At 64.7% G+C, this 17345-nt stretch carries 16 protein-coding genes; 12 read left to right on the top strand and 4 right to left on the bottom strand.

Translation table 11 applies throughout. The features are described from left to right. Nucleotides 1-143 precede the first annotated feature (143 nt). Complete coding sequence (locus tag QX071_RS14590; RefSeq protein WP_315703413.1) at nt 144-1670, top strand: undecaprenyl-phosphate glucose phosphotransferase; 1527 nt, start codon at nt 144-146, stop codon at nt 1668-1670. Between the two features lie 66 nt (nt 1671-1736). Further along, nucleotides 1737-3002, top strand: coding sequence for an O-antigen ligase family protein (locus QX071_RS14585; RefSeq protein ID WP_315703412.1), 1266 nt, complete (start codon nt 1737-1739; stop codon nt 3000-3002). Nucleotides 3003-3009: 7 nt separating this feature from the next. Here QX071_RS14585 and QX071_RS14580 read toward each other — a convergent pair whose 3' ends face one another. The 3 genes from QX071_RS14580 to QX071_RS14570 all read right to left on the bottom strand — a co-directional run bounded on the left by QX071_RS14580 (nt 3010) and on the right by QX071_RS14570 (nt 6021). Next, entirely contained in the window at nt 3010-4191 is a 1182-nt protein-coding gene (locus QX071_RS14580) for a saccharopine dehydrogenase family protein (RefSeq protein WP_315703411.1), read from the bottom strand. 117 nt (nt 4192-4308) lie between these two features. Next, on the bottom strand, nt 4309-5094 hold the full coding sequence (locus QX071_RS14575) for a DUF169 domain-containing protein (RefSeq protein ID WP_315703410.1): 786 nt from the start codon (nt 5092-5094) through the stop codon (nt 4309-4311). 123 nt (nt 5095-5217) lie between these two features. Then, the gene (locus tag QX071_RS14570) at nt 5218-6021 is read right to left on the bottom strand and encodes a YdcF family protein (RefSeq protein ID WP_315703409.1); all 804 of its coding nucleotides are present in this window, start codon (nt 6019-6021) and stop codon (nt 5218-5220) included. A 154-nt stretch (nt 6022-6175) separates the two neighbouring features. Here QX071_RS14570 and QX071_RS14565 point away from each other — a divergent pair, with 154 nt between their 5' ends. From QX071_RS14565 to QX071_RS14555, 3 genes are all read left to right on the top strand, one after another. Then, on the top strand, nt 6176-7117 hold the full coding sequence (locus tag QX071_RS14565) for an acetamidase/formamidase family protein (RefSeq protein WP_315703408.1): 942 nt from the start codon (nt 6176-6178) through the stop codon (nt 7115-7117). A gap of 1075 nt (nt 7118-8192) precedes the next feature. After that, nucleotides 8193-8390: a hypothetical protein gene (locus QX071_RS14560; RefSeq protein WP_006614936.1), complete on the top strand. Its 198-nt coding sequence runs from the start codon at nt 8193-8195 to the stop codon at nt 8388-8390. 82 nt (nt 8391-8472) lie between these two features. Then, a complete protein-coding gene (locus QX071_RS14555; RefSeq protein WP_315703407.1) occupies nt 8473-8955 on the top strand; it encodes a GcrA family cell cycle regulator in 483 nt (160 codons plus the stop codon). Between the two features lie 148 nt (nt 8956-9103). Here the strand turns inward: QX071_RS14555 and QX071_RS14550 are convergent, their stop codons facing one another. Next, nucleotides 9104-10072, bottom strand: a complete 969-nt coding sequence (locus QX071_RS14550; protein ID WP_315703406.1) for an SDR family NAD(P)-dependent oxidoreductase — start codon at nt 10070-10072, stop codon at nt 9104-9106. Between the two features lie 201 nt (nt 10073-10273). Between QX071_RS14550 and QX071_RS14545 the strand changes: the two genes are divergently transcribed. From QX071_RS14545 to QX071_RS14515, 7 genes are all read left to right on the top strand, one after another. Beyond that, nucleotides 10274-10405 carry a hypothetical protein gene (locus QX071_RS14545; RefSeq protein WP_315703405.1) on the top strand — a complete coding sequence of 44 codons (132 nt, stop codon included), beginning with the start codon at nt 10274-10276 and terminating at the stop codon, nt 10403-10405. Nucleotides 10406-10943: 538 nt separating this feature from the next. Then, complete coding sequence (locus QX071_RS14540; RefSeq protein WP_315703404.1) at nt 10944-12053, top strand: BMP family ABC transporter substrate-binding protein; 1110 nt, start codon at nt 10944-10946, stop codon at nt 12051-12053. Next, nucleotides 12050-13159 (top strand): ABC transporter permease, encoded by a 1110-nt coding sequence (locus QX071_RS14535; protein WP_315703403.1) that lies wholly within the window; start codon nt 12050-12052, stop codon nt 13157-13159. Before QX071_RS14540 ends, QX071_RS14535 begins: the two co-directional genes overlap by 4 nt. After that, nucleotides 13159-14085 carry an ABC transporter permease gene (locus QX071_RS14530; RefSeq protein WP_315703402.1) on the top strand — a complete coding sequence of 309 codons (927 nt, stop codon included), beginning with the start codon at nt 13159-13161 and terminating at the stop codon, nt 14083-14085. The genes QX071_RS14535 and QX071_RS14530 overlap by 1 nt, the downstream gene beginning before the upstream one ends. A gap of 16 nt (nt 14086-14101) precedes the next feature. Next, the gene (locus QX071_RS14525) at nt 14102-14785 is read left to right on the top strand and encodes an isochorismatase family cysteine hydrolase (RefSeq protein WP_315703401.1); all 684 of its coding nucleotides are present in this window, start codon (nt 14102-14104) and stop codon (nt 14783-14785) included. A 35-nt stretch (nt 14786-14820) separates the two neighbouring features. Next, the gene (locus tag QX071_RS14520) at nt 14821-16296 is read left to right on the top strand and encodes an ABC transporter ATP-binding protein (RefSeq protein ID WP_315704256.1); all 1476 of its coding nucleotides are present in this window, start codon (nt 14821-14823) and stop codon (nt 16294-16296) included. Between the two features lie 139 nt (nt 16297-16435). Continuing rightward, nucleotides 16436-17248, top strand: coding sequence for a hypothetical protein (locus QX071_RS14515; protein WP_315703400.1), 813 nt, complete (start codon nt 16436-16438; stop codon nt 17246-17248). Nucleotides 17249-17345: the final 97 nt, after the last annotated feature.

The raw sequence follows: 17345 nt of genomic DNA, 5'->3' as shown, positions 1-17345 counted from the left end.
ACCATTTACCATCGCTAACAGTTTCTTCCGAATTGCCGCCTAATCCGGCGCATGGGGATTTTCCCTATGCGTTCTCGGCGCATTACATCACCAAAAGCGCTTTACGGGCTTGTACGACTGTGGAACCCATCAACGCACGCTCGATGTTGGACGCTGCAGCGGCGGCGGCGGCCACCTCCTCAGTCGGCACCCCAGCCGTCGAGCGCCGGCGCCGCCTGTCGCCTGCGGCCCTTGCGGTCGCTAACCAAAAAGTCCGCCGCGCCTATTCGCCGATCGTCATCGCTGGCGTCGTCCGCATCGCCGACTTTCTTCTGCTCAGCCTTGTCGGCAGTGCGATCTATGTCGGCTACGTGATCCCGCTGAGCGGCTTTCATTGGGAATATCTGGGAGCGATCCTCGGCGTAGCCGCAACCATGGTGGTCTGCTTCCAGGCCGCAGACATCTATCAAATCCAGGTCTTCCGAGGCCAGGTGAGTCAGATGACGCGGATGATCTCGTCTTATTCTTTCGTGTTTCTGCTCTTCATCGGCATCTCCTTCTTCGCCAAGGTCGGCAATGAGCTTTCGCGCCTGTGGCTCGGCGCGTTCTTCTTCACTGGTCTCGGCACGCTGATCGCTACCCGTGTCTTTCTGCGCAGCCTGATCCGCGGCTGGGCGCGCGAAGGCCGGCTCGACCGGCGCACCGTGATCGTCGGCGCCGATCAGAACGGCGAACAACTCGTTCGCGCTCTGGAGACCCAAGAGGATTCCGACATCGAAATTCTCGGCGTGTTCGATGATCGCAACGACAGCCGCGCGCTCGAGACCTGCGCCGGCGTTGCCAAGCTCGGCAAAGTCGACGACATCCTGGAGTTTGCGCGCCGCACCCGCGTCGACCTCGTGCTGTTCGCGCTGCCGATCTCGGCCGAAACCCGCATCCTGGACATGCTGAAGAAGCTGTGGGTACTCCCCGTCGACATTCGCCTCTCGGCGCACACCAACAAGCTGCGCTTCCGCCCGCGCTCCTACTCCTATCTCGGCGAAGTGCCGACGCTCGACATGTTCGAGGCGCCGATCACCGATTGGGACCTCGTGATGAAATGGCTGTTCGACCGCCTGGTCGGGAGTCTGATCCTGCTGCTCGCCTTGCCGATCATGGCTCTCGTGGCGCTCGCGATCAAGCTGGATAGTCCCGGCCCCGTGCTGTTTCGGCAAAAGCGTTTCGGCTTCAACAACGAGCGGATCGACGTCTTCAAATTCCGCTCGCTCTATCATCACCATGCCGATCTGACGGCATCGAAGGTCGTGACCAAGAACGATCCGCGCGTGACCCGCGTCGGCCGCTTCATCCGCAGGACGAGCCTGGACGAGCTGCCGCAGCTGTTCAACGTCGTCTTCAAGGGCAATCTGTCGCTGGTGGGACCGCGCCCGCACGCAGTCCTGGGCAAGCTGCAGAACCGCCTGTTCGACGAGGCCGTCGACGGCTATTTCGCGCGGCACCGCGTCAAACCGGGCATCACCGGCTGGGCGCAGATCAACGGCTGGCGCGGCGAGATCGACAACGAAGAAAAGATCCAGAAGCGCGTCGAGTTCGACCTCTATTACATCGAGAACTGGTCGGTCTTGTTCGACATGTACATCCTGTTGAAGACGCCGATCGCGCTGATGACCAAGAACGAGAACGCGTATTGAACCTCGGGTCCGAGCCGGGCGGCGCGTCGTCCAGCCCGACCTCCGAGGCCGAGTTGCGAGTGTGTGATGGCGTATGCGGCGACAGCCGGAGAGTTCGCGTCGCGGCCGATAGCCCCTCCGGGCATCGTCGCGTTGCAACGCGCGCTGATCTGGATGGTCGGAGCCTCCAGCGCGATCGTCTTCATCGAGCCGAGCCCCTATGAGCTCGTGACGCTGGCTTCGGCCTCCATCTTCATCGCGACCGGCGTCCGGCTCAGACTGGTCCTCGTGCCGTTGCTGCTGCTCTTGTTCCTGCTCAATCTCGGCTACACGATCAGCGCGATCCCGCTGCTTGGTGACTCCACGGTCGCGACGTGGATCGCGACCTCCTGGTACATGGCGGTGACGGTGGTCTTCTTCGCGCTGGTCAGCGCCGACGACACCGCAGCCCGTCTCGACATGTTGCGCCGCGGACTCGTCGTCGGTGGCCTCATCGCCGGGCTCGCCGGCGTTGCCGGCTATCTCCACCTCGTGCCCGGCGGCTACGATCTCCTGACGCTTTACGGTCGCGCGCGCGGTACCTTCAAAGACCCGAACGTGCTCGGCGCGTATCTGATCTTGCCGGCGCTGTTTGCGCTGCAGAACGTTGTGACCGCACATCTGGCCAAGGCGCTGCGCGGCACCTTTACGCTCGGGGTGATCGCGCTTGCCATCCTGCTGGCATTCTCGCGTGCCGCCTGGGGCGGCCTGATCCTGACCGCGGCCTTCATGCTCAGCCTGATGGTTCTCACCAGCCGGTCGCGCGGCGAACGCTCGCGCGTCATCGTCACGACCATCGCCGCTGTGCTCGCCGTCGCGCTGCTGATCGCGGTGCTGTTGTCGTTCGATTCCATCGCGGAGATGTTCCGGCAAAGGGCGAGCTTCGACCAGAGCTATGACGAAGGCCGCTTCGGCCGCTTCGGCCGGCACATCCTGGGCGCGGCGATGGCGCTCGACCTGCCGTTCGGCATCGGCCCGCTGCAGTTCCACCGCTACTTTCCCGAAGACACCCATAACTCTTATCTGAATGCCTTCATGTCCGGCGGCTGGCTGTCAGGCATCTGCTATCCGACCCTGGTCTTCACCACCGTGATCCTCGGCTTCCGCCACATCTTCATCCGCGTCCCCTGGCAGCGCACCTATATCGCGATCTTCGCCGCCTTCGTCGGCATCGTCGGCGAGAGCTTCATCATCGACACCGACCATTGGCGGCACTTCTTCATGATGCTGGGCACGATGTGGGGGATGTTCGTCGCGGCACAACCCTACAAGCGCGAGGAACGATCGGTGATCGTCGTCCCTCGCGACCTCTAAGCGCCCATCAGCCTTCGGCCTCGAACGTCAATCCGGCGTTCTCGACCAGCCGCTTGATCAAGCGGTCGCCCATCGCCGCACCCGGGGTCCAGAAGCCGCCTTTCACTTCCGGCGCGTCGCGCAGCAGACAAAGCGCGCATTCGGAGATCATCTTCGCCGTCAAGCCGTAGCCGGGATCGCCCTTGCCCTTCACGCCCGCGCGAACGCGTCGCCCGTCGGGAGCAACCGCGACGTAGAGCAGGTCGAAATACCCATTGTCGCGCTTCTCCTTCGAGGGCCCCTCGCCCACCTTTGGCGCGTTAGGGCCGGTCTTCTCGGCATTCGCCGCCATCACCAGCTTCGCGTTGGCCTGGCCCTGCTCACCGTCTCCGGTAAGCACCATCTCGTCGTAGATGAAGTCCTGACCGTAGGGAAAGCCCATCAGCATGTTGGAGCGATGGACGTTGCGCGTGTTGACCAGCGCCATCGCAAACGGCGCCGCCCAGGACTGGAAGTCCTCTTCGTAGAGCGGCCTGTTGCCCGGCGGCTGCTTCGGTCCCTTGAATCCCGGCGTCAGCGCGAACGGATCCTTCATGATCGCAACCAGGCTCAAATCACTGGTCAGCGCGGCGGCTGTCGCCTTGGCGCTGGCCGCCGTGCCGCCCGAGAGCGAGCCGCTCATTCCGCGGATACGTCCCTTGACCCGCGCCGCCGGCGCGCCCAGCACTTTCCTCGCCTGCTCCTGCACGAAGAAAACGCCGAGCTCGAACGGCACCGAGTCGAAGCCGCAGGAGAAGAGGATGCGCGCGCCGGTCTTTTCCGCCTCAGCCTGATGCTGCCCGATCATCTGATGCATCCACAGCGGCTCGCCGCAGAGATCGGCATAGTCAGTGCCCGATGCAACGCAAGCCGCAAGCACATCGGCGCCATAGAGCTGATAGGGACCGACCGTGGTCAGCACGAGCTTTGCCCGATCGACCATCGCACGAATGGACGAGGGATCGCTCGAGTCGGCCACGATCAGCGGCGTGTCGGCAGGCGCGCCGATCGCATCGCGCACCGACGCCAGCTTGTCGCGGCTGCGGCCGGCCATCGCCCATGTCAGCGCTTTGTCGCCGCGATAATGCGAAGCCAGATATTCGGCGACGAGCTGGCCGGTGAACCCGGTCGCGCCGTAGACGACGATGTCGAACTTGGATGAAGCACTCATTCTCAGATCCTTGCTACATCCGTCATTGCGAGCGCAGCGAAGCAATCCAGTATCACGCAAAGATTCTGGATTGCTTCGTCGCCTTCGGCTCCTCGCAATGACGGCAACTTCAAAATTTCATTTCTTCCCATACGACACGCTCATGCCGGCGCGGACATCGTTCTGGATCCCGTAAGGCGCGATCGGATAGCGCAGGCCGTTCCTGGCGAGCTGCTTCATCCCGGCGATCGCCTTGCCAAGATCAGAAGGCTTCAACGCCATCAACATCTCCTCGTCCGGCACGCCGCCATACCGCCGCTCGGCAAAGCATGGCAGCGACAGGCTTGGCTCGCCGGTCTTCAGCGCCCGCCCCCACGAATCCGCGCAGGCGGTCTCGCCGACCACGCCCCATTCGAACTTCTTGTAGCCCGTATATTGCAGGCCGTTGATCAGGATGATCATCTGACCGGGTGTCGCGTAAACCAGGCAGATGTCGGGCGGATTGAGGCGTCCGCTGGCCAGCGGACTCACCGCCATGGCCTGATAGCGGCCGAACGGAACCACGTCCAGCGCCTCCTGGCGCTTGCGGGCGTCCTCGGCGGTGCCGTGCCACACCCCGACATAATTGGTACCGGCAAGCCAGGCCTCGTCCTGCGGACCAAGCCCGATCACGGCGCGGCACTGCGCGCCGACGAGATCATCGCCGGTGACGCCGACCGTCCAGCCGAGGCGCGAGGCCATGCTGACGATCTGGTCGGTCGTATGCACCGCGTTCGGACGACGGATCTTCTCGACCACCTCCATGTCCTCGACCCGCGTGAACATCTTGATGCCGACCACCGTCGTCTTCAGCCGCAACAGCGCGTTGAGGTCGGCGGCCATGCCGGCCACATCCAGTCCGTCCTGCGCGCTCGCCTGTGGCATGGCAATCACTCCCTCGCTTGGGCATCGATGGCCCGCTTTTTGGCTCTGTCCAGCGAGCGTGTGTTAGACCGTCGCGTGCCACGAGGCCAGCCCCCGCCTCACAAGCTCGCAGGCTTCGCCAGGCTAGCGACTGTCCGGCCCCGGCAGCAGCTGGTCGGTGCGATCGCGCAGCCGATAGGCCAGAAGTCCCAGCCATTCGCGTACCGCGGCATCGGTGCGTCCCAATCCGACCAGTGCGACGTTCTCGAAGCTGAACAGATCGGCCCAATGGCCGACGCGCCAGTCGACCGGGTAAGGCTCGACCGGAAAGCCGGCCTTGCGAAACAGTCCGACCGAGCGCGGCATGTGATAGGCCGAGGTGACGAGCAGCCAGCGCTCGCCGGGCTTCGGCGCCACCAGCTGCTTGGAGAAGATGGCGTTCTCGTAGGTGTTGCGCGACAGCCGCTCGATGATCAGGCGATCTTTGGCTACGCCAAGGCAGGTCAGAATGTCCGAGGCGAAGTCGCCCTCCTTCGCATCGTTGGAGATCAGATTGGCGCTGCCGCCCGTGAACAGAACCCGTGCGTTGGGATAGCGGCGCGCCAGCGCTGCCGCGGCGATAAGACGATCTGCCGCCGAGCGCGTAATCGGCGTGTTGTGGATCACGGACATGTCGGCATCGACCGGACCGCCGAGCACGACGATGCCGTCCGGAGCCCCTTTGCTCGCGTCCCATTTCGGAAAGCGGCTCTCCAGCGGATACAAAAGGTAGTTGCCGAGCGGCGAGAAGGCGCAGACCGCGAGCAGCACGATCACGAGGACGAAGAGCCTGCGGCCCCATCTCGCCCAGCGCGTCGCCAGGAGAACCGCTGCGATGACACCCAGCTCGATCAGGAAATTGGTCGGCAGCAGCATCGTGCCGAGCGTTTTCGACAAGACAAAGAACATTCGGGACTCCGCGCGCGCCGCCCTGAATCGGCGCTCCCGACCTCTTACACGACAGCCGTGCCTTGCGTATCCGCCTATCTGCAGGGCGGCTGCGATTTGCTATGGATCGAGGGCACATCTTTTCCGAGCCGGATACCGGAGGCGCCAGACCGTCATGACTCACCATCATCTGCACGCAAGCCCCGAAACCTGTCACTGGGGCTTCTTCGAAGCCAAGCTGAAGCCGGTGCTCGCGATCGAGAGCGGCGACGAGGTGACGATCGACAGCATCAGCGGCGGGCCCGATGTCCTGCCGGACAGAACCAAGTTTCACGTCCCGCCGGAGTTGCTCGATGTTCACGCCAGAAGCGAGCGGATGGTGCCCGGCCATATCCTGACCGGTCCGATCGCGGTCAAGGGGGCCGAGGTCGGGGACGTGCTGGAAGTCGACATCCTCGATGTGCAGCTGCGGCAGGATTGGGGCTACAACTTCATTCGCCCGCTCGCCGGCACCCTGCCCGATGATTTCCACGAGAGCCGGCTGCTCAATATCCCCTTGGACAAGGCACGGATGGTCGGGAAACTGCCCTGGGGCCTCGAACTGCCGCTGGCGCCCTTCTTCGGCGTGATGGGCGTGGCGCCGCCGCCGGCCTGGGGCCGCATCACCTCGCTGATCCCGCGCGCGATGGGCGGCAATCTGGATAACAAAGAACTCGGCGCCGGCGCCAAGCTCTATCTGCCGGTGTTCGTGCCCGGCGCGCTGTTCTCCTGCGGCGACGGCCACGGCGCCCAGGGCGATGGCGAGGTCTGCGTCACCGCGATCGAGACCGCGCTGCAAGGCCGCTTCCGCCTGACCGTGCGCAAGGATCTCAAGCTCGACTACCCCCGCGCCGAGACCGCCACCCATTACATGACGATGGCCATGGACCCCGATCTCGACCAATGCGTGGTGCGCGCGTTGCGCGACATGATCGTGCTGCTCGGGGAAAAGCGCAACCTGTCGCGCGAGGACGCCTATACGCTCTGCAGTCTCGCCGCCGACCTGCGGGTGACGCAGACCGTCAACGGCTCCAAGGGCATTCACTGCATGATCGCCAAATCGGTCGTGCACGGGTAATCCGACTTGAGGGGCCTTACATCATTGCGAGCCACCGGGGCCGCGCGAATGCGCGGCCGGATGACAGGCAAAGCAATCCAGACCTTTCGCGGCAAGATTCTGGATTGCTTCGTCGCCGGAGCCTGCCATCGGGCTCGCCGGAGGCGAGACCCGGTGGGCTCCTCGCAATGACGTCGGGGGCATCTCGCATCCCAAACTTGTTCCCAGGCCGACCGAGACACACGTTCGCTGTCCCGCGGCACATCATGCCCGAGTTCTGCTGCAACAGTTGCCCTCTGAAAGGTCGGAGGGCGCAGGGAAGGCCAGGCGTCGGCTGACGCCTGCGGCCCGCCTGCGAAAAAAATGCAGGCGGCAGGTACCACAGGTGCAGCCGTAACGACCCGGCCTTCCCTGCGCGATGGTCTTCACGTTTATACGCAGTCTCCCTGGTGCACCGGGCTTTCTGGCCACCATTCGCGACAACGCGCTTGCGCACGTTGCGCGGGACACCAGCATCGGGGTGTCAGGACGCTGCGACTTCACGTCCGCGCGCTGCCGTTCGTCCGCGTGCATCGAGCACGCTGCGGCACCTCGCGGCCATCGCTCCCCGCCTCGCGTGTCGTGACGATCGCGCGCAACGCCCCTCCGTGCCGAGGCGGGATGCGCGCAGTAAAGCACGATTTCCGAAAAAACGAAAGACATATTTCTGAATTGACGAAACGGCGCGAGCATTCCGATGGCACGACCGACCGGCGTTCGGGCGCTGCCCATTCTCGCTGCCGGCCATTCCTCGCCCCGCTGAATCGGGCGATTGCCTCGACCCTCACTAGCATCGGCCTTGAATACACGCATCTCGTGCATCTCTCGGAGGAACCCAGGCCGAATCCGCCCGTCGTGACCGACCTGCCACAGATCCCCGACCGTCGCCCTCACTGCACGTTTGCCGAGTCTGCGCCGAACGCAGAAAAATCAATAAATTTATTTTAAATTCAATAACTTAACCACTTTCGACGCAAGCACCTGTACAACTTATCCGATTCCTAATAGAGTCTAAAAAGTTACTTTTCTGTACACCGGTTACGGACTAGCTTTTGGCATGGCCACGGAAAAAGCCGAGACTGACCGCATTCCCGTAACCCTCGCCCTGGCGACCATCGGCTACCTTGAGAAGCTCGTGAAACAGGGCACCCACGGCACCAGCGTTCCAGGTGTCTGCAGGACGTTGATCGAAGAAGGCATAAGGCTCGCCATCAAGGACGGGCTTTTGTCGATCCGCGACAACGGCAGGGCGTGAACGGAGGCGTTTGAGCGCGAAGTTTCGGCGGCACGCGACGGCCAGGACGATCCAGCATGGATCCAACTTGGAAACATAGAATATGCCCGCCGACCGACCCACTGCACCTTCCACCTGGACCGAGGAACGAATCCAGCTCCTGAAACAGCACTTTGAGGCCGGGCTGACCTGCCGCGAAATTGCCGCTGAGCTTGGCGTCAGCCGCAATGCGGTGATCGGCAAGATCTCGCGCCTGGCGCTGATCCGCGACAATGGCGGTGACACCCGCCGCGTGATGCGCGCGGACGGCAAGGACGGCGTGCGGACGCGTCCAGTGCCAAAACTGCGCCGGCGGATCCTGAAGGCGATTCAGAGCGCGCCGGCGCCCGAGCCGGTGGTCGAGGAGACCGTCGTTGCGGTCGCAAACGGCTGCTCGCTGTTCGAGCTCTCCAAGGAGCGCTGCCGCTGGCCGATCTCGACACCCGGGGCCGACGATTTCTGCTTCTGCGGCTCGAGGCCGGTCGAGGGCCTGCCCTATTGCGCCGGCCACACCCGGATGGCCTATCGCGTGGCATCGTCGCGGTAAGCGGCGAAGGCGATCACTCTTTGCTCGGTCGACGCTTTTTGCTCGGTCGACGCTTTCTGCGAGGACGTCGCGGCGATCTCGTCTCCCCTCCCCCTTGCGGGGAGGGGAGCCCACGCCCTCGCGGTGAGAGACCATCTCCCGAGAACCCCTACCCCAGCTTCCACCCCGCCTCCTGGGCGAAGCGCTGGAAGAATTCGGGCTCGTAGGCCTGTTCCGGCGATTGCCGGACGCGGAGGTCGAGCAGCTTGGCGTCCTCGCCGACCAGGATGCGCCATTGCTCCGCTTTCACGCCGTCGAGAATGATCCTGGCGGCCTGCGCGGCCGTGGTCGGCGCATCCTCCAGGAAGCTACGGGCGCGCTCGGCGGCCGCGGCCTGCACGTCCTCGTCGCTCATCGCAGCGACATCGATCCCCATGCCTTTCATGCGCTGGCGCGCCTGCTGGATCTCGGTCTCGCTCAGCCGGTCCGACTCCGTGCCGCTCTGCACCTTGCGCGAGTTCGACACGATCGAGGTGCCGATGTGGCCCGGCATCACCACCGAGCATTTGATGTGCGGCGCATTGAGGCGGAGATCGTTGATCAGCGCCTCGGTAAAACCCTTCACGGCGAATTTCGCCGCGCTATAGGCGGTGTGCGCGACACCCAGGCCGACCGAGGCCCAGAAGCCGTTGACGCTGGACGTGTTGACGATGTGGCCCTCGTCCGCTTTCAACAGCAGCGGCAAAAAGGTCCGGACGCCGAGATAGACCCCGCCCCAACAGATGTTGAAGGTGCGCTCCCATTGCTCGCGGCTGTTGGTGAACAGGCTGCCGCCGCCGCCGATGCCGGCGTTGTTGAACAACAGATGGATCCTGTCGGTCGCCTGCTGCTCCATCAGTTCGTCGCGGAAGCGCTTGAGCTGATCCTCGATGGCGACGTCGGCGATATGCGTGGTGATCCGCAGGCCCTGCGGCAAGCGTTCCGCTTCGCACAAACGCTTGGTCTCGGCCATCGCCTCAGCCGAGACGTCGCACATGGCGACATTGCAACCTTCGGCGACGAGCCGACGGGCCAGCTCCCGGCCCATGCCGGTGCCGCCGCCGGTGACGACGGCGAACTTGCCTGCAAAATCCTTCATGGAACGCTGGTCCTTCCCTTCTGCTTATTCGACGTCCTCTGCCCGGGACGCCCGCTCAGCTTAGGGCATTTCGGAGCGTGAGAGCCAGACCAGCGGTAAGCCGCACGGGAGTTCGCACGCACGTTGAACCTGCCATCGGGCGCACGCGACGCATCAAAAAGAACAACCATCACATCGAAACAGCGCGCGCAGGAGGCTGAGATGGCGCACTGGCATGATCAGATGGTCGACCGCCCCGAGGCGGACGACAGCGGCGCCTACCTGACCGGCTGGACCATCAGCGGCATCGCCGTGCTCGGCACGATCGTCGCGGTCTGGCTGCTCGGGATCTGAGGCCGGCGGGAGCCCGGAACGAAGCGGCCGGGCATGGTGGTGATCCCGGAGAGCCGCCCACCGGTGGAGCCGCTGGGTGGCTCGGGCGCTCTGCGCCAACGCGGCGTCGCCCGCGACGATGAGGGCTGCTGCCCGTCCGATCGCGGTCAGTCTCATGGTCATTTCCATTTCGAAAGACCGCAGACAAATCCTTGAATTGCTTACCCTTCTCCGAACCGCGGCGGATCGCGTCGACCGTCTTCGCAGACCTCGTCGCGCCAACGCCAGCGGCTAGCCGACAGGACGCGCAGGGCTCACCGCTTGCACACAATATTGCATACAACGATGACCTACTGACTAATTTATAGCCTCATCAGACAGTCGGCGGCAAACGAACGTTATCCGACAAGAGTTATTTTCAAGTGTTTTCAATGCGTTTTCGAGCCGCGCCCAACAAAGCGGCGCTGGCACGAAGCTTGCGAAAGCTTCCCATGAGGCTCCGCCCGAACCGGTGAAGCCGAGATAGCAGCGGACGCGCGGTCCGAGAGGGGAGCACACCATGGACTTTGGCAGGATTTCACGACGGCATCTGTTGCAAGGCGGCGCGGCGCTGACGCTGGGCGCCGCGGCCGGCTTGCGGCCGGCCTTCGCAGCGGAGACGACGATCGGCTTCATCTATGTCGGCTCCCGCGACGACTACGGCTACAATCAGGCCCATGCGCAAGGCGCGGCGGCGCTGAAGAAGCTGCCCGGGCTGAAGGTGATCGAGGAAGAGAAGGTGCCGGAGACCGACGCCGTCGAGAAGACGATGGAGTCGATGATCAATCTCGACGGCGCCACCCTGCTCTTCCCGACCTCGTTCGGCTACTACACCCCGCACATGATCAAGATCGCCAACAAGTACCCGAAGCTCCGCTTCGAGCACTGCGGCGGCCTGTGGACCGACAAGGACCCGAAGAACGCCGGCTCCTATTTCGGCTATATCGACGAGGCGCAATACATCTCCGGCATCGTCGCGGGCTACACGACCAAGAGCGGCAAGCTCGGCTTCGTCGCGGCCAAGCCGATCCCCCAGGTGCTGCGCAACATCAACGCCTTCACGCTCGGCGCCCGCCTCGCCAATCCCAAGGCCACCACGCAGGTGATCTTCACCGGCGACTGGTCGATGCCGGTCAAGGAGGCCGAGGCGACCAACAGCCTGATCGACCAGGGCGTCGACGTGCTGACCTGCCATGTCGACGGTCCGAAGACGATGGTCGAGAACGCGGCGCGCCGCGGCGCCTTCGTCTGCGGCTATCACGTCAACCAGTCGCCGCTGGCGCCGAAGGCCTATCTCACAGGCGCCGAATGGAATTGGGAGGCGCTGTATCCGAAATTCGTCAAGATGCTGCAGGCAGGCGAAAGCATCCCGAACTTCTATCGCGGCGGCCTCAAGGAAGAGGTGGTCAAGGTGTCGCCCTACGGCGAGGCGGTCTCCGAACAGGCGCGCAAGCACGCCGACGAGATCAAGGCCAAGTTCATGGCCGACGGCTACACGATCTTCAAAGGCCCGATCAAGGACAACAAGGGCAACACCGTGATCGCCGCCGGCACCGATCGCGGCCAGACCGACCCCGAGCTCGAGAAGATGGACTATCTGGTCGAGGGCGTGCTCGGAGCCACCTCATGACCTCGGAGACGGCCGATCCGTTGGACGCGGCCGTCATCGCGCCGGCCGCCGATCCCGGCTTTCTGCAGCGCTACGGCGCCTCGATCGAATATGTCCTGATCCCGGGCGCGGCGCTGGCCGCCGCGCTCCTCGCTTTCGGCGGCTTCGTCGCGCTGTTCGGCAAGAGCCCGCTCGATCTCTACTGGTATATGTATTACGGCGCGTTCGGCACCTGGTTCTCCTGGCAGAACACGCTGACCCGCGCCGCTCCTCTCATTCTGACCGCGCTCTGCACCGCGCTGCCGGCGCAGCTCGGCATGGTGATCATCGGCGGCGAGGGCGCGCTCCTGATCGGCGCGCTGGCCGCGACCTCGGCGGCGCTGGCGCTGCCGGGCCTGCCGCCGCTGGTGGTGCAGTTCGCGATGGTCTGCGCCGGCATGATCGGCGGCGGGCTCTGGATCATGCTGGCCGGGGGCTTGCGCCACTATCGCGGCGTCAACGAGACCATCGCCAGCCTGCTGCTCGTCTATATCGCGCTCGCCATTCTCAATCATCTCGTCGAAGGCGCGATGCGTGATCCCTTGAGCCTCAACAAGCCGTCGACGCGCGAGATCGGCGCGGCCAATATGATCGGCTCCATTCCCGGCACCGATGTGCATTGGGGCCTGGTGTTCGGCCTGATCGCGGCGCTTGCCGCTTACGTCCTGATCTTCCACACCACCTTCGGCTTTGCCGCCCGGGTCGCCGGCGGCAACATCCGCGCCGCCAAGCTGGTCGGACTTTCCGTCGGCAAGCTGATCCTGACCATCTGTTTCCTGGCCGGCGCCTCTGCCGGGCTCGCCGGCATGGTCGAGGTCGCCGCGGTGCAGGGCCGCACCAACGCCAACCTCGCCGTCGGCTACGGCTTCACCGGCATCCTGGTCGCGTTCCTTGCGAGGCAGAATCCGCTGGCGATCGTTCCGGTCGCGATCCTGCTCGGCGGCCTCGGTGCGAGCGGCGGCCTGCTGCAGCGGCGGCTTGGCCTGCCCGACGCCTCGGTGCAGGTGCTGCAGGGCCTCATCTTCATCTTTGTGCTGGCGAGCGACGCGCTCTACGGCCGCATCGGCTTGCTGAAAGGAAAATCCTGATGGCAGACGGGGCGATCGGTTATTGGACCGTGCCGCTGGCGGTGCTCGGCGGCGCCATCCGGGTCTCGACACCTTTCCTGTTCGTCAGCCTCGGCGAGTGCATCACCGAGCGCTCGGGCCGCATCAATCTCGGCCTCGAAGGCACGCTGGTGATGGGAGCGATGAGCGCTTACGGCATCTCCTATCTCTCGGGCTCGCCATGGCTCGGGGTGCTCGCCGCCGGAGTAACCGGCGCGCTGTTCGGGGCGCTGCATGCCGGGATCTGCTCGCTGCCGCGGGTCAACGACATCGCGGTCGGCATCGCGCTGATGCTGTTCGGCACCGGGCTCGCCTTCTATCTCGGCAAGCCGCTGATCGAGCCGACCGCAGCAAGGCTGCCCGCGATCGATTTCGGCTGGTGGAGCGACATTCCGCAGCTGCGCGCGGCGCTGCGCATCAACGTGCTGTTCCTGATCGGCGTCGCGCTGGCGCCGCTCTTGTTCTGGGCCTTCCGCACCACGCGCTGGGGCCTGTTGATCCGTACCGCCGGCGAGAGCGCGGACGCCGCGCGCGCGATGGGCCATTCGGTGCTGATGATCCGCCTGCGCGCCACCATGGCCGGCGGCTTCCTCGCCGGCATCGGCGGCTCCTTCCTGTCGCTGTTCTATCCGGGCAGCTGGAACGAGGGCTTGTCGTCGGGCCAGGGCATCACCGCGGTGGCGCTGGTGATCTTCGCGCGATGGGACCCGATGCTGTGCCTGTGGGCCTCGCTCGCCTTCGGCGGTGCCGCGGCGCTGGGGCCTGCGCTGCAATCGGTCGGCATCACCTTCGGCTATCACCTCTTCAATGCCGCGCCCTATTTCCTGACGCTGCTCATCATGATCATCACCTGCTCGCCGAAGCGCAACCTGAGCGGCGCGCCGGCTGAGCTTTCGATCACCCGCTAACGAACGAGGCTGCGAGATGACTGCGCGCACCATCCGCTCCGAACCCTATGCCTGGCCCTACAATGGCGACCTGCGGCCGGAGAACACGGCGCTGATCGTGATCGACATGCAGACCGACTTCTGCGGCGTCGGCGGCTATGTCGACAAGATGGGCTATGATCTTTCCCTGACGCGGGCTCCCATCGAGCCGATCAGGAAGCTGCTCACGGTGATGCGTGCGCAGGGTTTTCACATCATCCACACCCGCGAGGGCCACCGCCCCGACCTCTCCGACCTGCCCGCCAACAAGCGCTGGCGCTCGCAGCAGATCGGCGCGGGCATCGGCGATCCCGGGCCGTGCGGCCGCATCCTGGTGCGCGGCGAGCCCGGCTGGGAGATCATTCCCGATCTCGCCCCCCTTCCCGGCGAAGTGATCATCGACAAGCCCGGCAAGGGTTCGTTCTGCGCCACGGATCTTGAATTGATCCTGCGCCTGCGCGGCATCGAGAACATCGTATTGACCGGCATCACCACCGATGTCTGCGTGCACACCACCATGCGCGAGGCCAACGATCGCGGCTTCGAATGCGTGCTGCTGTCGGACTGCTGCGGCGCTACGGACAAAGGCAACCACGACCACGCGCTGAAGATGATCAAGATGCAGGGCGGCGTGTTCGGCGCGGTCGCGACCTCGGCGGCGCTGATCGAGGCGCTGTCGTGAGCGCGGACCCGCCGATCGGGGTCGAAGCCATCGCGATGACGATGCGCTTCGGCGACTTCGCCGCGCTCGACGATGTCGAACTGAAGGTGCGACCGGGTTCGTTTCACGCCCTGCTCGGCGAGAACGGCGCCGGCAAATCGACCTTGGTCAAATGCATCATGGGCTACTATCGGCCGACCGAAGGGGCCGTGCTGATCGGCGGGCGGGAGCGCGCCGTTTCCAACCCGAAGGACGCGCACGCGCTCGGGCTCGGCATGGTCTATCAGCACTTCACTTTGGTGCCGGCGATGACGGTCGCCGAGAACCTGGTGCTGGCGCGAGATCACGTGCCTGCCGTGGTCGACTGGACCAAGGAGCGCGATGAGCTCGCCTTCTTCCTGTCGAAGATGCCGTTCCAGGTGCCGCTGAATGCGAAGGTCGCCGACATCTCCGCCGGCGAGCGGCAGAAATGCGAGATCCTGAAGCAGCTCTATCTGAAGCGACGCTTCCTGATCCTGGACGAGCCGACCTCGGTGCTGACGCCCGGCGAAGCCGACGAGGTGCTCGGCATGCTGCGCGACATGGTCAAGGCCGGCGATCTCACCGTGCTGATGATCACGCACAAATTCCGCGAGGTGATGGCCTTCGCCGACGAGGTCACCATCCTCCGCCGCGGCAGGCTCGCCGGCCGCGGCAAGGTCGGCGAGCTGACGCCGGACGACATGGCGCGGATGATGATCGGCGCCGAGCAGTTGACGGTGCAGCCGGCCCGCACCGGCGAGGCCGGCCCCATCAGGCTCGAGCTCGACAAGATTCTCGCGCGCGACGATGCCGGCGGAGTGGCGGTCAACGGGTTGTCACTCGCGGTGCGCGCCGGCGAGATCGTCGGCATCGCCGGCGTCTCCGGCAACGGCCAGCGGCAGCTGGTCGAAGTGCTGGCCGGCCAGCGCGAGGCGGACAGCGGCACGATCCGCGTCTCCGGCGAGACCTATCACGCAGCGCGCGAGGAGATGCGCCGGCACAAGATGTCGCTGTTGCCGGAGGAGCCGCTGAAGAACGCCTGTGTCGGCGGCATGAGCGTGGCCGACAACATCGCATTGCGCGAGTTCGATCGCGTGCCGTTTGCGCGCCGCAGCTGGTGGCTCAGCCGCACCGCATTCCGCGACAACGCCAAGCGGAAGATCGGGCGCTACAAGATCAAGACCCGCACGCCGGACACCCCGATCGCCGCGCTCTCCGGCGGCAATGTGCAGCGCGCGGTGCTGGCGCGCGAGCTCGGCCACGATGTCGAGGTGCTGATCGCCGCCAATCCCTGCTTCGGCCTCGACTTTGCGGCCGTGGCGCAGATCCATGCCGAGATCATGGCCGCGCGCAACCGCGGCGCCGCCGTGCTACTGGTCAGCGAAGACCTCGACGAGCTGCTCGAACTCTCCGATCGCCTTGTCGTGATGTTTCATGGCAGCCTGGTCTACGAGACCCGTGCCAGCAACGCCGACCTGACTGAAGTGGGCCGCCACATGGCGGGACACTGAACGGAGAGCCCCTGCCCAGCGGCCGTTACATCCCCCGCCTCTGCGTCGGCGCAGTCAGGGTTGCGAGGATACCCATCTGCGCGCTACAGGAATGCGCGGAATGTCTGGGCGATCAGATGCCTGGACGCGGGGGGATCCGATGCGCGCTCTGATCATTCTGCTTTGCCTGTTGCCCGAGCTGGCACTTGCTTCCCCCGTCAAGACCGATCTGTTCGGTCATAGCATTGAGATCAAGACGATCCCGCCCGACGATGAGGAGGCGCTGTTCGTCGACGGCAAGCAGATGCTGGAAAACCAGATCATCAATCTCGAAGAAAACGGCCAGATCGGATCGACCTCCTTCGCGATCGGCAGCAGCAGTGGCGGCGGCAATATCTGCGACGCATCGCCCTTCGTGCTCCGGTTCACCGCCAACGCGCCCGTACAGATCGACGGCCCGCTCGACAGCTGCAACCCTGTCGCGCACAAGATCGAGAAGGATCACGTCACCTTCGAATCCCCTGCCTTGCCCACGGCAAAGGGCGCGCGCTGGATCTGGACCGCGAATGGCTTCGGTCCCGAGCAGCCTCTGACGTTCAAGCCGAGCCCGAACAAAGGCTGGGACGCGCTGCGGCGCGGCGCCATTCATCATCCTCTCGACCTGCTGGGCCATGCCGATCTCGCCCAGCAACTGCGAAAAGAGGTGTCGGATGCGCACTACGAGGCTTTCAAGCGGCTCGTGAGCGGGCCGGGCCACGCGCGGTATGACGGCGGTCTCTTCATCGGCGAAGCCTGCCAAGCCCACATGTGCGACGATACGGCAGTCCTGATCGTGATCGACCCCGCTGCCAAGCGCATCGCGGTCGCCATGAAGGATGAGGACAAACCGGTCCTGATCGTTCCTGGCGAAGGGGCGTGGCCCGCCGCAGCCAAGCCGGTCCTGCAGAGCTGGCGGCAGAGCTGGTCGCGATAGACCTTCGCGCCGATTGGGCAACAGGGTCCGCCGACGATGGTTGCCGACGGCGGCTCGACCATCGATCGGACCAAAGATGCGAGCGGCAAAATCATGT

Origin of the sequence: Bradyrhizobium sp. SZCCHNS1022 (assembly GCF_032484835.1) — a bacterium.
GTDB lineage: Bacteria > Pseudomonadota > Alphaproteobacteria > Rhizobiales > Xanthobacteraceae > Bradyrhizobium.
Note: the sequence above shows the minus strand (reverse complement) of the source record. Positions and strands in the feature narration are given on the sequence as shown.